10 protein-coding genes and 1 pseudogene are annotated in these 14,583 nt (G+C 57.7%); 7 read left to right on the top strand and 4 right to left on the bottom strand.

The features are described 5' to 3' along the window. Positions 1-50 precede the first annotated feature (50 nt). Complete coding sequence (locus FLT43_RS15500) at positions 51-695, bottom strand: LysE family translocator (protein ID WP_087444315.1); 645 nt, start codon at positions 693-695, stop codon at positions 51-53. Positions 696-825: 130 nt separating this feature from the next. Here FLT43_RS15500 and pdxR point away from each other — a divergent pair, with 130 nt between their 5' ends. Together pdxR and FLT43_RS15490 are read left to right on the top strand one after the other, a co-directional pair. Continuing rightward, positions 826-2,241 carry a MocR-like pyridoxine biosynthesis transcription factor PdxR gene (gene pdxR, locus FLT43_RS15495; protein ID WP_307719716.1) on the top strand — a complete coding sequence of 472 codons (1,416 nt, stop codon included), beginning with the start codon at positions 826-828 and terminating at the stop codon, positions 2,239-2,241. A gap of 5 nt (positions 2,242-2,246) precedes the next feature. Further along, the gene (locus FLT43_RS15490) at positions 2,247-2,756 is read left to right on the top strand and encodes a GNAT family N-acetyltransferase (RefSeq protein WP_087444309.1); all 510 of its coding nucleotides are present in this window, start codon (positions 2,247-2,249) and stop codon (positions 2,754-2,756) included. Positions 2,757-2,880: 124 nt separating this feature from the next. Here the strand turns inward: FLT43_RS15490 and FLT43_RS15485 are convergent, their stop codons facing one another. Beyond that, entirely contained in the window at positions 2,881-3,555 is a 675-nt protein-coding gene (locus FLT43_RS15485) for a YidC/Oxa1 family membrane protein insertase (protein ID WP_087444310.1), read from the bottom strand. A 28-nt stretch (positions 3,556-3,583) separates the two neighbouring features. Between FLT43_RS15485 and FLT43_RS15480 the strand changes: the two genes are divergently transcribed. From FLT43_RS15480 to FLT43_RS15470, 3 genes are all read left to right on the top strand, one after another. After that, positions 3,584-3,772, top strand: a complete 189-nt coding sequence (locus FLT43_RS15480; RefSeq protein ID WP_127510952.1) for a hypothetical protein — start codon at positions 3,584-3,586, stop codon at positions 3,770-3,772. 351 nt (positions 3,773-4,123) lie between these two features. Next, on the top strand, positions 4,124-6,685 hold the full coding sequence (hrpB, locus tag FLT43_RS15475) for an ATP-dependent helicase HrpB (protein ID WP_087444312.1): 2,562 nt from the start codon (positions 4,124-4,126) through the stop codon (positions 6,683-6,685). 528 nt (positions 6,686-7,213) lie between these two features. Then, positions 7,214-8,425 carry a macrolide family glycosyltransferase gene (locus tag FLT43_RS15470; RefSeq protein WP_087444313.1) on the top strand — a complete coding sequence of 404 codons (1,212 nt, stop codon included), beginning with the start codon at positions 7,214-7,216 and terminating at the stop codon, positions 8,423-8,425. Positions 8,426-8,722: 297 nt separating this feature from the next. Here FLT43_RS15470 and FLT43_RS15465 read toward each other — a convergent pair. Continuing rightward, positions 8,723-9,928: pseudogene (locus FLT43_RS15465) on the bottom strand (IS256 family transposase). Between the two features lie 1,122 nt (positions 9,929-11,050). Between FLT43_RS15465 and FLT43_RS15460 the strand changes: the two are divergent. Next, the gene (locus FLT43_RS15460; protein WP_174818175.1) at positions 11,051-11,560 is read left to right on the top strand and encodes a CcdC family protein; all 510 of its coding nucleotides are present in this window, start codon (positions 11,051-11,053) and stop codon (positions 11,558-11,560) included. A gap of 369 nt (positions 11,561-11,929) precedes the next feature. On the opposite strand, the gene FLT43_RS15455 is transcribed toward FLT43_RS15460, so the two are convergent. After that, the gene (locus tag FLT43_RS15455; RefSeq protein WP_087444472.1) at positions 11,930-12,907 is read right to left on the bottom strand and encodes an aromatic ring-hydroxylating oxygenase subunit alpha; all 978 of its coding nucleotides are present in this window, start codon (positions 12,905-12,907) and stop codon (positions 11,930-11,932) included. Between the two features lie 264 nt (positions 12,908-13,171). Here FLT43_RS15455 and FLT43_RS15450 point away from each other — a divergent pair, with 264 nt between their 5' ends. After that, the gene (locus FLT43_RS15450; RefSeq protein WP_087444471.1) at positions 13,172-14,518 is read left to right on the top strand and encodes a solute carrier family 23 protein; all 1,347 of its coding nucleotides are present in this window, start codon (positions 13,172-13,174) and stop codon (positions 14,516-14,518) included. The last annotated feature ends 65 nt before the right edge of the window (positions 14,519-14,583 follow it).

Raw genomic sequence — 14,583 nt, 5'->3', positions numbered from 1 at the left:
GAGATCTTGACGCTTCTACCGGAGGGGGTGAAGTATGAGGCATGCTCCTGTTACCCGCGCAGCAGCAGGACCGTGTGTTGAATCGCGGAATAACCGAAGTAGACGCCGAACCCGATAAGCGACCACCCGGCCACGATCGAGATCCATTGCATCAGGCGCGGGGAGACCGCTCTTCGGCTCAGGTGGACGAGGAGCGAGACCGTGAAGTCCCACAGACATACTCCGGCAAAAATCGCGCAGCTTAACCATAACGCTTGGCCATTCCCCGACGATTCCAGCGTTTTGGTCATGACCGATCCATAGATGCCGATCCAGAATACGATGTTCATCGGATTGGCAATCGCGATGAGGAAGCCGGACAGGAACGACGATCCGACGGATACCTTCCGGGCAGGACTGCCGGTGTCCCCCGTATCGATGACGGTACGGGCGTCGCGGATGCTGTCATACCCGAGCTTCAGCAGCACGCCGCATCCGAGGACCCAGATGCTCAGCTTCGCCAGCGGCGTCGTGACATAGGCGGCAGCCCCAAAATAAATCAGCAGCATGAACACGGCGTCGGCGCACATTGCGCCGATGCCGACAAACCAGGCGTTCCAGAACCCTCCTCTCAGACCGGCTTTGATCTGCGCCACATTCACGGGACCGACCGGGGCCGACAGCGAAATGCCAAGCAGCATATAACTGAACCACATGCTCATCCACGATGTTCCTTTCTCCAGGTAATCAAGCTTGCAAAGTCTGCTATAATCATAGGCAAATACTGTCCTGATGATAAGTGACAGATTCATAGTTCTTGATAGGGACAGAAGGAAGGTGCTGCAGGTGGATCTGATCCCATACATTGACGAGCAGGCGGGGGAACCGAAATACGAGCAGATTTACCGGTATATGAAGCGGCAAATTCTGAGCGGCGCGATACCTGCCGGAACAAGATTGCCTTCGATTCGGCAGCTCGCGGACAGCCTGCATCTTAGCCGCAACACTGTGGAGGCCGCCTACCAGCAGCTGCAGGCGGAAGGCTATGCCGACAGCCGCCCTCGTGCGGGCTTGTTCGTCTGTGAGCTGGAGGGCGACGCGGAGCTGCCTCGGCCAAGCCGCCTTAAGGATGCGTCTCCGCCAGCCGATCCGGCGGTTGCCGTGGATTATGAGATTGATTTCCGGCATGGCAACATCGATGTCGGCGGCTTTCCGCTCCCGCTCTGGCGCAAGCTGTCGAACGATGTCTGGCGGCTGATGCCCGTCGAAGCCTTGCAATACGGGGATCGGCAGGGCGAGCCCGGGCTGCGAACGCAGATTGCCGCTTATGTGCGCCGATCGCGGGGAGTCGACTGCAAGCCGGAGCAGATCGTCATCGGCGCGGGCATTCAGCAGCTGCTGATGCTCATCAGCCAGATGATCGCCAGCGAACGCCGGACGGTCGCGATCGAGAATCCCGGGTATGACGGCGCCTGGGCGATATTCCGCAACCACGGACTGCGCCTCGTCTCCGTCCCGATGGAGCGGGACGGCTTGAACGTCGGTCTGTTGAAGGCGAGCGGGGCGGAAGCGGTCTATATTACGCCGTCCCATCAGTTTCCATGCGGCATGGTCATGCCGGTGGCGAAGCGGCTGCGGCTGCTCCAGTGGGCGGAGGAGCGGGATGGCCTCATTATCGAAGATGACTATGATGGCGAATTCCGCTATCACGCGAAGCCGATTCCGGCGCTGCAAGGTCTGGATACAGGGGGAAGGGTGATCTATATGGGCACCTTCTCCAAGTCGCTGCTGCCGTCCATCCGCGTCAGCTATATGGTGCTGCCGCAGACGCTGTTGGAGCGGTACCGGGCCGACTTTGCGGTGTACGAGCAGACGGCATCCAAGCTGCATCAATTGACGCTGGAGCGGTTCATGGAGGAAGGGCATTGGGATCGGCATGTGCGGAAAATCCGCAAGATTTACCGCAAGAAGCATGCAGCCCTGCTGGCTGCCGTCAAGCGTATGATGAGCGGACAAGTACGGGTCATCGGCCAAGATTCCGGACTTCATGTGCTGCTTCGCATCGGCAACGGCATGACGGAGGACGAGCTGCTGCAGGCCGCGGCCCGCGCCGGGGTGAAGGTGTACCCGACTTCGAATTACTGGGGGGAAGGGGCGGATACGGAAGACCCCACCCTGCTGCTCGGCTTCGGAGGCGTCAGCGAGCAGGAGATTGAAGATGGAATCAGCCGGCTGTACGAGGCCTGGTTCGCGAAAGGATGAGGAACATGAATAAGGGGATCATCATTCAATCCTCCAAGCTGGAGCTGCGGAGAACGGAAGAACGGGATCTGGCCTTCGTCATCGAGACCGAAAATGATCCGGACAATCGTCCGTTCATCGGGCAATGGACCGTAGAGCGGCATCGGACGGCCCTGACGGAGGAGGATGTGCTCCATGCCGTGCTTAGCGGCGGGCAGGGCGAGCCGGCGGGATACATCATTGTAACCGGCTTGACGGATGCGAACAGGTCGGTATGCATCCAACGCATCGCGCTGAAGCAGAAGGGCCGGGGTTACGGGACCGAGGCGATGCGGCTGATCGTGCGATGGATTTGGGAGGAGACGGAAGCGCACCGCATATGGCTGGATGTCAAGACAGGGAACCGCCGCGCGCGCCGCGTCTATGAAGCGGCCGGGTTCATCCATGAAGGGACATTGCGGGACTGCCTTTTCAACGGAGAACAATTCGAATCGCTCTCGATCATGTCGATTCTGAGATCGGAATATAAGGGATAGCCGCCCGCACGACATAACAGGCAGGATGCCGTTGCATCCTGCCTGTGTTCATTGCAGCCGCTCTAGTGTGTTGTAGCCCAGAGCTCCCATTTGCGCGAACGTCTATGTCTCCCGAGTCTCCTGGTTAGGACGCCTCCGGCATATTTTTGTACAGCAGGCGACGGCCCCAGTCCGTCCGGAAGAACAGCCGCTCCAGAATAAAATAGAGCTTGTTCGCTGTCCAATACAGGCCGAGCGCCACCGGCATCCGCCACAGAAAAAGCAAGGACAGTCCGGTCGCCACCAGTGGCAGCAGGCTGCGGCTCAGCCCGCTGCCGGTTCCGGCCAGCTCGGCCGTCAACGGGATCAGCATGCTGATGAACGATACCGCCGCATAGGCGATCGGAACGATATGCCACGGATCGGACTGCGCGAAGGAGGCGACCCATGGGACGAGCATGGAGCTCATCGCGCTTCCGTGAGCAGAGAACAATTGATACAGCGCATAAATAATCGGCATTTGCACGAGCAGCGAGGCCAGTTGAGAGAGAGGGCGAATGCCGTATTTCGCATACAGCTTGCCCGTCTCCTGAAGCAGCCGATCATTGTCTTCGCCGCATTGCGTGCGAACCGCCTGCAGCTCCTTCTGCATTCTCGCTTGCCGCAGCTGCTGCCTGGACGTGTGCAGACTCGCAACGAAGAGCAGGCCGCGCACGGCCAGAGTCAATATGATTACGGCGATGCCCCAATCCCCGATTAGGCCGTACAGTCCCGTCAATACCATATACAATAAATCTGCTATCCCTTGTAAAAGAGCCATCGAGATCCCTCCCTGTGAATGTACGTTGTTGATGATTCACAGAGAGAGGCTGCGGTTCATCCAGGGTCCGCTTCCCGCTGCGGCGCGGGATTTTGCTCCGAATGCGCCGCAGACCGGCCAGAAGGGGATGAACCGCCGTCTCGCCTTCGGGAGGAGCGGGGACCGAGATCCGCGCCGAGCGGTACGCTTGCAGGCACGGAGCTTCCAACTGGGCTGACAAGAAGTATCCGGCCAATAATCCGCACATCCCGATCAAAAGGAACAGCAGCGACCAATCGATGGACAACTCGATATTCATTCCGCTCCCCCCCTTCCGCTTAACTATATCGTTACATACGAACAAGCGGAAAATGCGTTTCGTCCAATAATAGGCTGCTGCCCTGCCGCATTGCCAACGGCGCCTCCTCTCATCTATGATGGACGAAGGGAAGACGGGACAGGAACACGAGGCTATCCATATGAAAGCAATGTAAAAGCCCGTCGCAGGAGAACGGCATCAGCTGCCGTCCCTTACGTCGCCGTGTGCTGCGGCTGTGAACGGAATCAGACATGGAGTTGGAGTGAAAGAATGGTGGAGCAACAGAACCGATTGCCGATAGAAGATGCCCTGCCCGCGCTGAAGGAGGCTCTGCAGGCTGGCTCCGGGGCGGTGCTCGTCGCCGAGCCGGGGGCGGGCAAGACGACGCGCGTGCCGTTGGCGCTGCTGGACGAGCCCTGGCTTCGGGGCCAGCGCATCGTGATGCTGGAGCCGCGGCGGCTGGCGGCCCGTTCGGCCGCCCGCTATATGGCGCGGGCGATGGGAGAGAAGCCCGGCGAGACCGTGGGCTACCGGGTCCGTCTCGATACGAAGGTGAGCGCCGCGACGCGGGTGGAGGTCATCACGGAGGGCGTCCTGACCCGGATGCTGCAGGAGGACCCGGCGCTGGAAGGCGTGGGGCTGCTCATCTTCGATGAGTTCCATGAGCGGCATCTGCACGCCGATCTCGGCCTGGCGCTGGCGCTCGAATCGCAAGCGCTGCTGCGCGGCGATCTGCGTATCCTCGTCATGTCCGCCACGCTGGAGGCCGAGCCGGTCGCCGCCCTGCTGGGCGGCGTGCCCGTCATCCATAGCCCGGGCCGGACGTATCCGGTGGATACGCATTATGCCCCGCAGCCGGAGAGCGTGCCGCTCGAACGGGCGGTCGCCCGGACGATCGCCGCGGCGCTGCAGCGCCATGACGGCGACCTCATGGCGTTCCTGCCCGGCGCGGGCGAGATTCGCCGCACGGAGGAGGCGCTCTATGCCGAGCTGCGCTCGCACGGCATGGACGGGCGGGTGCGTATCGCCCCGTTGTTCGGCCAGCTCTCGGCCGAAGCGCAGGACGCCGCGATTGCGCCCGGAACGGACGGCCGGCGCAAGGTCGTGCTCGCCACGGCGCTGGCCGAGACGAGCTTGACGGTAGAAGGCGTCCGCATCGTCGTCGACAGCGGCCTTATGCGCGTGCCGCGCTTCTCGCCGCGCACCGGGATGACGCGTCTGGAGACGTTGCCCGTCTCCCGCGCGTCCGCCGACCAGCGGCGCGGCCGGGCAGGCCGGCTGGGCCCCGGCGTCTGCTACCGGCTCTGGCCGGAAGCGCGGCACGCCCAGCTCCCGGCGCAGACCACGCCGGAAATCATGGACGCGGACCTGGCCCCGCTCGTGCTGGAGCTGGCCGCCTGGGGCACCGCCGCCGCCGACCTGCGGTGGCTGACCCCGCCGCCCGCGGCCGCCCTGGCCCAAGGCGCCGATCTGCTCCAACGGCTCGGCGCCTTGACGCCGGCCGGGACCTTGACGGCGCATGGGCGTGAGCTGGCCGGGAGCGGCCTGCACCCGCGGCTCGCGCACATGATCGTGCGGGCCGAGCCGCTCGGCCTCCGCGCCGCCGCCTGCGATCTGGCGGCGCTGCTTGGCGAGCGCGACCTCTTCCGCAAGGACCCGGGCGCGGCGGAGTCGCCGCTTAGCCCGGATCTGTCCTTGCGCCTGGCGGCGCTCGCGGCCCGCCGCGCTCCGCAGGCGGCGTCTGCGGCCGGCGGCCTGCTGGACGAAGGCGCCGTCCGCCAGGTGCGCGAGCAGGCGCAGCGCTACCGCCAGGCGTTCGGCGCCTCCGCGGACGCGACGCCGCCATCTGCCGCCGAGGCGGGCCTGCTGGCCGCATTCGCGTACCCGGACCGCATCGCGGAGCGCCGGGCGGACGGCCGCTACCTGCTCGCGAACGGGCGCGGGGCGGCCTTCGCCCCCGCCGTGGCCCGCAGCGCCCCGCTCGCGCGCGAGCCCTACCTCGTCGCCCTTCAGCTCGACGACACCGGCGCGGACAGCCGCATCCTGCTGGCGGCTGCCTTGGACCGCGCCCTGCTGGAGCGGCACTTCGCCGAGCAGCTCGTGCGGGAGACGCAGGTCGGCTGGGATGCGGCGGCCCAAGCCGTCCGTGCGCGCGAGCGCGTCCGGCTGGGCGCGCTCACGCTGGCAGACGCGCCGCACCCCGCCCCCGATGCGGAGGCGGTGCAGCGCGCGCTTCTGCAGGGCATCGCCCGGGAAGGGCTGGCCCTGCTGCCGTGGACCAAGCAGGCGCGCCAATGGCAGACGCGCCTGCAGTTCATGCACCGGCATCAGCCGGATTGGCCCGATGCCGGAGAGGAAGCCCTCCTCGCCACGCTGGAGGAGTGGCTCGGTCCGCACGTCTATGGAATGCGAAGCCGTGCGGACCTGCAGAGCCTCAACCTCGCGGCGGCGCTCGAAGCGCTGCTCCCGTGGGAGAAGCGGCAGCAGATCGATCGGGAAGCGCCGACCCATATGACGGTGCCAAGCGGATCGCGGATCGCAATCGATTACACCGATCCCGATCGGCCGGTGCTCGCCGTTCGGCTGCAGGAAGTGTTCGGCTGGCAGGAGACGCCGCGCATCGCCAATGGCGCGGTGCCGCTGACCCTGCACCTGCTCTCGCCGGCCCAGCGCCCGGTGCAAGTCACGCAGGACTTGGCGAGCTTCTGGCAGAACACCTACTTCGAAGTCAAAAAGGATCTGAAAGGCCGCTACCCGAAGCATTATTGGCCGGATGATCCGCACGAAGCAATCGCGACACGCCGGACGAGGCCGCAGCCGCCGCGCGGATAGGCAGAGCAGACTCAGCATGGACTTTCCGGAGAGGCAGCTCATAGAAGGGACCAGGAAGAAGCGAGAAGGAATAGAATCGTCACAGGAACGAATTCCTGAGAGGTTCTGTTCCTTTTTTACTTGGCGGGGCGGGTACCTCGCAGCCTCCCTTTGACCAATATCCCCTTCGCTCAGACGGTGACATAGAGTTCTTATCAACAATAATCCCCTTCGCTCAGACGGCGACATAGAGTCCTTGTTAACAATAGACTTCTTCTCTCTGCTAAGCCTGAAGGGTGTCTATGAACAATCCAACCGATCCGTAGCAGATTCAAGCCGAAGACGGACAGACGGAAGGCGAAGGCGCGCTAGCAAGTCTTTGTCTTCGCTTTGAACAAGTAGAGAGAGTGTATGGATCATCTATAGGCCCGGCCGTTCTATTGGGGAGTGCATGGTTGGGTTTAAACATTGCTTGAACCTCCGTATGCTCTCATCTATAATGGAAATGGAGTCATATTCTATTTTAGTATAATTTTGGAGGTGGAGTAAGTGGCACGCGTATTGTACGTAACAATTCCAGCAGAAGGTCACGTTAATGCTACGATAGGATTAGTGAAACAACTGGTCGACAACGGAGAAGAAGTCGTCTATATGTGCTCGGAACAATATCGGTCCAGGCTTGCCCGGACCGGAGCGCAATTCCGAGCCTATCAAATTGATGAAACCGTCTTTCGAGAGCTTGGTTTTAATCCAACGGAATATACTCACCCGCTTCACTTCACCGATTTTATTGTGCGAGGCATTATTGAACCTCATATTCCTGAAATTTTAAGGCAGACAGAGGGTGAATCCTTTGATTACCTTATTTTTGACTCCTTGTTCGGGTGGGGAGGGGCGATTTTAGGGGAAAAGTTAGGCATCCCGACGATCTGCTCGATTACCAACCTGGCTTTCACCGAGCCTCTGAGCAGTATTATAGAAGTGTTCGAGGCCGATGATGTAGATGTGGAAGCTCTTTATGCCAGAGTGGAGAAGACGGCGCAGAGCGTTGCTCAGGCCTGCAACGTAGCCGTGCCCGCCATTGAAGATATTACCCGCCAGTATGGGCAATTTAAAATTGTATTTACAAGCCGCGATTTCCAACCGGACGCAGATAAGCTTGACGATAGCTATATCTTTACCGGACCTTCCATTACGTCACGTCCAGATGTGCCTTCCTTTCCGTTCGAACAGCTTCGATCCCGATATGATAAAGTGGTCTACATATCAATGGGGAGCATTTTGACCAAGGATGTGGAGCTTTACAAGCTTTTCTTTGAAGCGTGCCAGGATATTCCGGCTCAATTTGTGTTATCCTGCGGCAAAGACACGGATCTCGATTCGCTGGGTGACCTTATTCCGCATCATTTCATTATCGAGCCGTATGTTCCCCAGTTGGAAGTGCTCCAGCAAGCCGATGCTTTTATTACACATGCCGGCATGAACAGTACAAGTGAGGCTCTATATTATGACGTCCCCCTTGTCATGATTCCATTAAGCTCGGATCAACCTATTGTTGCGAAGCGGGTGGAGGAGCTAGGAGCCGGTATTACGTTAGATAGGAGCCGGCTTACGCCTGAAGCTTTGAAGTCGGCTTTGCTGCAAGTGTTGAATGATTCTTCTTATAAAGAGCATGCCAAGCAGGTAGGGGATTCCTTGCGCAACGCTGGCGGGTACAGAGAAGCCGCCAAGCGCATCATGTCTTTATTTTCTAAAGTCTAAAATGCAATATAGAGATACACCGTTAATTTGATGAGCTTGGCTGCGGACTCAACTCGCGTCACATAAGGGCTGGGCTGTCCCATCAATCGTTTTGTAGCGGCACCGAGACAGCTCCCCCTTTTTCTCACAGCTAAGTGGCCGAAAAAACTGTGAATATGCAGTTTTCTTTTATGACGTGTACTCCGTTACAGGGATTCCTGCAAAGCTGCATCAATTTCAGGCTATCCAATAGAAAAAAGGGTCAAGTCCAAATTTATGTGTAAAATCCTCGATGAGATTGCCAGAGCAAAAAGATGCCTAAGCTGCAGGCCTGTTGAGCTTCTTCCGCCACTCATGGTACTCTTTCATCTCGATATACTTTTTCCCGGCGGACCACTTTTCGTCCTGCTCCATTAACAAGGCTCCAAAAAGACGAAGGACAGAGGCTCGGTTGGGAAAAATGCGAATGACGCGTTCTCGACGCCGCAACTCGCCATTTAGACGTTCTACAGCATTTGTGGTGCGCGTACGTATCCGACAGGCAGCCGGAAGTGCCAAGATCGCTGTCGCATCGTCAAAACCCTCTTCCAAGACCCTCATGGCCTTTGGAGCTTTGTCTTCAAATGCTTCTTGTGTCCGCTTCAGCAGTGTACGGGCACTGGTCTCGTCCGCGGCTTCGTAGATGGCCCTCACATGGGCCTTCAATTCATCACGGCATGCTTTAGGAGCAGCGTCCAGAATATTACGCATAAAGTGGGTTTGACACCGTTGCCAGGTTACGCCTTGGAAATGTTGCCGAATCGCACTTACCAAACCACCGTGATGGTCGCTGGTAATGACATCAACACCGTGCAACCCGCGACTTTTGAGGTGCGTAAAGAAAGCTCCCCACGTTGCGGCTGACTCGGTATCATCTACGGTAAGTCCAAGCACTTCCCGGTAGCCCTCCGCATTAATCCCTGTTGCAATCATCACGCCACGTGAGCGTACACGACCGTCTTCCCGGACTTTGACGTACAGGGCGTCGACAATAAGAAAGGGATAGGCCTTGTCCAGTTTTCGGTTATTCCACTCCTCTACGAGGGGGGATCCAGTTGCTTGCATAGCTCACTAACGGTCGATTTGGAGAACTCCGTCCCGCACAGTTCTTCGGTGATATTGCTTACTTTTCGCGTTGATACCCCATTGAGCACCATCTCCATCATGGCTAAGACAAGAGCTTGCTCACTGCGTTGGTACCGAGAAAAAAAGTTCCGTAGAGAACTGACCGTTGCGGAAACGTGGTACTTGCAGGGTTAATTGCCCCACCCGTGTTGTCAGCCGATGCGGATATGATCCATTACGGTAACCTGCACGTTCTTCTGAGCGCTCATAGTGCCCCGCCTTCAGCTGTTCCGTTGCTTGTGCCTGCAACACTTGATTCAAGATGGACTCTAATAGGGCCGCAATCCCCGCATCTCTTGATTCGGATAAAAACAGTTGATGCAAAAGTTGTGAATCTAGGGTAATCTGGTATTGAGTCATAGCTAGATCCTCCATCGGAATGTTGTCTCGACAACCTCATTCTATACGAGGATCCTTGCTATGGCTCTTCTTTTTTGCCATTTTCTTTTTACACAATTATATGGACTTAGCTAAAAAAAGGAAAAAATCGACGAAAATAATGCAGTTTTGCAGGAACTTCATCAAAAGCGCCTCAAATAACGTAAATTGCTGCACAACTGTACCACCCCGCAAATCTGCACGATTTCTCCAGACACGCCTATTCGGTAAGCCAAATCTGCAAAACTGCAGATTTCTACGTCTATTCGGTAAGCGAAATCCTGCGCAAATACAGCAATTCGATATGGACGACTTGACCAGAAAGGGAATCCTGCAAAACTGCAGGAATTTCACCCGTTTCGCTTCGGCTTGAAGCAAAAGGGCCTAAAATGATGTAGATTCGCAGCAATTCCTCGGGATGTGGACTCATTGAGCCGAATTTCCTGTAAAATAGCAGCAATTCCCTCCACATGTTCAAGCCCCAGAGGCAATGATGCCTCCTGAAAGCAAGGATGCCTCCTGAAGGCAATGATGACCCCCAGGATCCGACGCACGTCTCTTGGATCCCGTAAAATCAAGCCGTTTTGAGAACTCCATGAGAATTTTCGCTACTTCATTTTTTATGGTGATCTCGTCTCTCAGTAGGAAAAATCGACTTAAAACGCTCTGAGCGCCAAGTTTTAATTAGGTAAATGGATATCTCGACCCCTTCGTAAAAAACAGGGGTTTTCCACCAGCCTGACTAATGCAGGATTTCACAACCTCACCCATCTTCTACCGCCTTGCCCGCCGCCGTTTGTCCCGCCTCCGCATTCTCTGTTGACCCATATCACCCCAATCCTATTTGCAAAACCTATGAGACTCTCCCTTGCGCCGATGTATGAGGCAAGTCCGCCACAGAGGACGGTAAGCGGAAGAAACGGGCAGAACCGTTTGTTCCCGGGAGCTGCCTATTGGCGGAAACTGGATGGATGTGCTGCGTTTGGGGGAAGCAAGAGGGTACCTTTTGTAAGCGAGGGCATACTCATGTAAAATAAGTCATAGACGACCGAGGGCGATGGGGTTGCCCTGCGGTTCTATTTTAGACTATCGAGGTGAATGACCATGTCACATGCCCTGGTATCGACGCAATGGATGTCACTGCTTGTATCGCTCGCGGCCGGGACAGCGGTCATTGTGCTGCGCTTGCGCGCATCCCACAAGCCGACATCCGCCCCAAAGATTATTATGCCGCCTGTCGGTATGGCTTCCGGCTTTCTCATGTTTGTCGTGCCGGCGATGCGGATCCCGTGGACATGGGGGATTGCCGCTTTTGTGGCGGGCGCGCTATGCTTCTCGTACCCGCTTATCCGCACATCTCGGTTCGAGGTGAACGATGGGCAAGTATACCTGAAGCGTTCGAATATGTTCATCGTGGTCATCGTTGCGCTGTTGATTTTGCGGCTCATTCTGCATGATGTCGTGGAGCAATATGTATCGATGACGCAGAGCGCGTCCATCTTCTTCATCCTGGCGTTCGGGATGCTGCTTCCTTGGCGTGTGGCCATGCTGAGGCAATACCGGAAGCTGACAGGTTCTGCGGATGCAGGGGCGGAAGAGAACCGCTCCACGTAGATATGGCGGCAGACGGGGTTGACGTAACGGAGATGCCGGAACTGAACCGGCAGACGGAGTTAACGGAGGTGCCGGAACCGAACCGGCAGACGGAGTTGACGTAACGGAACTGCCGAAACGGATCTGGCAGACGGAACTGCCGGAACGGAGCAGCCGGATGCGGTAGCGCGTCCTCGCAGCTCATCTATCGGCAAGCAGCGCTAGGCGCGAAGGTTATGGCTATACGGAGTCCGCTTCTTCCCGAACACGGGAAGGGGCGGGCTCTTTTGGTATATGGTGCTCGATATCGTTATAGTCATTCGTCATCGATGCCACACACCCACAAGTCTGGGAGCCTGTACCGGCCCCCAGACTTGTGACTTCCATGGCTCAAGCGGTTCCCCATTCGACACCGAGCTCCTTCAAATATTGACGATAGGCGATGCTGACCCGGTCGCATTTGAGCGACAGCTCCACCTGCAGATCAAGCGGCAGATCCTCCGGCTTCTGATTCTCGACGACCGGCTTGTCCTGGGCGAAAATCATATCCTGGAAGCTGGTAATCTCGTTGTCGCTCAGCCCTGGATCGTAGCTGAACGAGATGACGCCGTAAGCAACGGACGCCGCCGTGTCCTGCGGGCGAACCGTCAGCAGAAGCGACATCCGCTGCCCGGTCTCCTTGTCCCGCTTGACGAACTTGACCGTGAGCGGGCGCGCAATCTCATACGTGTAGTACACATGCTTCGCTTGTCCGCTTCCATCCGGATCCGGCTGAAAAATCTCGATCTCCTCCGAACGGATGCCCTCCAGCACCCGATGCACCCGGTAATCTCCGATCTCGGTATGCGTCTCGACCCCAAGGTAGCCTTCATGCACGACGGCCAGATGGCCGACATCGAGGAAGTTCTCCACGATGCGCGGCGGCTTCGCTTCGACGGTCTGCGGCCCCCAGACGACATGGCGCCAGCCCTCCGCTTCATATTCCGGGAACGGGAACCACGGCGTGTCCTTGCCGCTTAGATTGACCCAGATGAAGCCGTAACGCTCTTCACATCCGTATGCCGTTACTTGCGCTTTCTTCGGAATAGCCTGCTCCGCCGGCAGCTGCGGAATGTGCACGCAGGCGCCGGAAGGGTCGAATTCCCACGCATGATACGGGCAGACCAGATTCCCGTTCTTGACGCAGCCCAACGATAACGCCGCCCCGCGATGGATGCACAGATCCTTGAACGCATACACGCCGTTCCCCGTGCGGAATACGACGACACGCTCTCCCATGATGTGGACTTGAATCGGCTTCTCCTTCACCTCATCCGCCCGGCAGGCGACAATCCATTCCTTGCGCAGTACTTCATCCTGGATGATCATGATCTTGGTATATCCCCTTTGCATGGAAGTGTTATTAATGAATGAGAGTTTTGGTTCGAAAGTTCGATAATCAATCAATTCATTTCTTATTTTAGGAGATAAATACGAGGAGGTCAACTTAAAACACGAACAATAATTCTATAAAATAAAAAAATATTCGTAAATTATCTATACAAATCGGGGGATAGAATTTATAATCTGGAGTTGTGAGCTACATCACATCAAGGACTACATTCGAACCGCAATGGGAGGAACAGTACACTTATGGAACCGTCAACCAAGTCGAACAATCTTATCGTTGGTGTGGATGATAAGATCGGCGTCGGGAAGGCATTTATTTTGGGCTTGCAGCATGTATTGGCGATGGATCTGTACATTGCTCCAATCGTTATCGCCGGTCTGCTCAGTCTCAGCGCGTCGGACACTTCCTTTTTTATTCAAATGTGCTTTCTGGGAACGGGCATCGCGACCTTGATCCAGACCGGCTTCGGACTCCGTCTGCCTGTCGTTCAGGGACCGTCTTATGTGCCTATCGGGGCCATGGGCGCCATCGGCAGCAAGCTGGGGCTCGGCGCGATGACCGGAAGCCTGATTCCCGGGGCGCTGCTTATAGCCCTGTTGGGCCTGCCGATGAAATGGTTCGCCAAGGCGGTTCGCCGCGTCATTCCTCCGCTCGTCGGCGGTACGGTTATTCTCATTGTCGGTATTTCGCTTATGCCTGTCGGCATGAGCAATATTTATGGGGCGGAAGGCGATCTGTGGACGAATGTCCTGATTGCCGCCGTCTCCGCAGGCGCGCTGATTATTTGCATGCTGCTCGGCCGCCGTTCGAAGGGTCTGGGCACGGTGTCGCGCCTGATCTCCGTCATTGTCGCGATCGTCGTCGGCACGATTACCGCTTCGTTCTTCGGCACGGTGGACTTTACGCCGGTCGCTGAGGCGGACTTGCTCGCGATTCCGAGCTTCTTCCCGTTCGGAGCTCCGGTCTTCGACATAAGCGCTATTTTGACGATGGTCTTCGTTTATTTCATTATCTTGATCGAGACGACCGGAACCTGGTTCGTCATCTCCCAAGTTACCGGCCAAGACTTGACGGACGAGCGCTTGAACCGCGCCGCCGCCGGCGAGGGACTCGGCTGCTTCGCCGGCGCCCTCTTCGGGGGCACGCCGATGACCGGTTATTCTTCGAACGCCGGCCTGATCGCGGTGACGGGAGTAGGCAGCCGCATGGCGATTATGGCGGGCGGCATCATCCTGCTCCTGCTCGGTCTCGTGCCGAAGCTGTCTACGGCGATCACATGCATTCCGGAGCCGGTCATCAACGGCATCTTCGGCGTCGTCTGCGTCGCGATTGTCGTGAACGGTCTCAAGGTCATTCAACTGATTGACCTTGATGAGCGCGCGATGATGATTATCGGGGTACCGGTCCTGCTGACGATGGCCGTGACGGTGCTGCCGAAGGACGCGCTGGTCGGCCTGCCTGACTTCGCCGCCTATATTTTATCCTCCGGCATTACCGTCGGCGCGATCGCTGCGCTTGTATTGAATCTGATTATTCCGAGCGGGCGCGCCGCTTCGGCCAAGGAAGCCCCAACGGATACGGCAGCATAGCCAGTGATAGTGGATTCCGAACACACATAACCCCCGCTGCGCCCTCATGGCAGCGGGGGTTATTG

It is taken from the genome of Paenibacillus thiaminolyticus (genome assembly GCF_007066085.1).
GTDB classification, from domain to species: domain Bacteria; phylum Bacillota; class Bacilli; order Paenibacillales; family Paenibacillaceae; genus Paenibacillus_B; species Paenibacillus_B thiaminolyticus.
The sequence above is the reverse complement of the archived record's forward strand: the minus strand, read 5'-3'. Positions and strand labels throughout refer to the sequence as shown.

Excerpts from the sequence above, each read along its gene's own strand:
- FLT43_RS15500 (WP_087444315.1), bottom strand. The coding sequence starts at position 695 with ATGTGGTTCAGTTATATGCTGCTTGGCATTTCGCTGTCGGCCCCGGTC.
- FLT43_RS15490 (WP_087444309.1), top strand. The coding sequence starts at position 2,247 with ATGAATAAGGGGATCATCATTCAATCCTCCAAGCTGGAGCTGCGGAGA.
- FLT43_RS15485 (WP_087444310.1), bottom strand. The coding sequence starts at position 3,555 with ATGGCTCTTTTACAAGGGATAGCAGATTTATTGTATATGGTATTGACG.
- hrpB (WP_087444312.1), top strand. The coding sequence starts at position 4,124 with ATGGTGGAGCAACAGAACCGATTGCCGATAGAAGATGCCCTGCCCGCG.
- FLT43_RS15460 (WP_174818175.1), top strand. The coding sequence starts at position 11,051 with ATGTCACATGCCCTGGTATCGACGCAATGGATGTCACTGCTTGTATCG.
- FLT43_RS15455 (WP_087444472.1), bottom strand. The coding sequence starts at position 12,907 with ATGATCATCCAGGATGAAGTACTGCGCAAGGAATGGATTGTCGCCTGC.
- FLT43_RS15450 (WP_087444471.1), top strand. The coding sequence starts at position 13,172 with ATGGAACCGTCAACCAAGTCGAACAATCTTATCGTTGGTGTGGATGAT.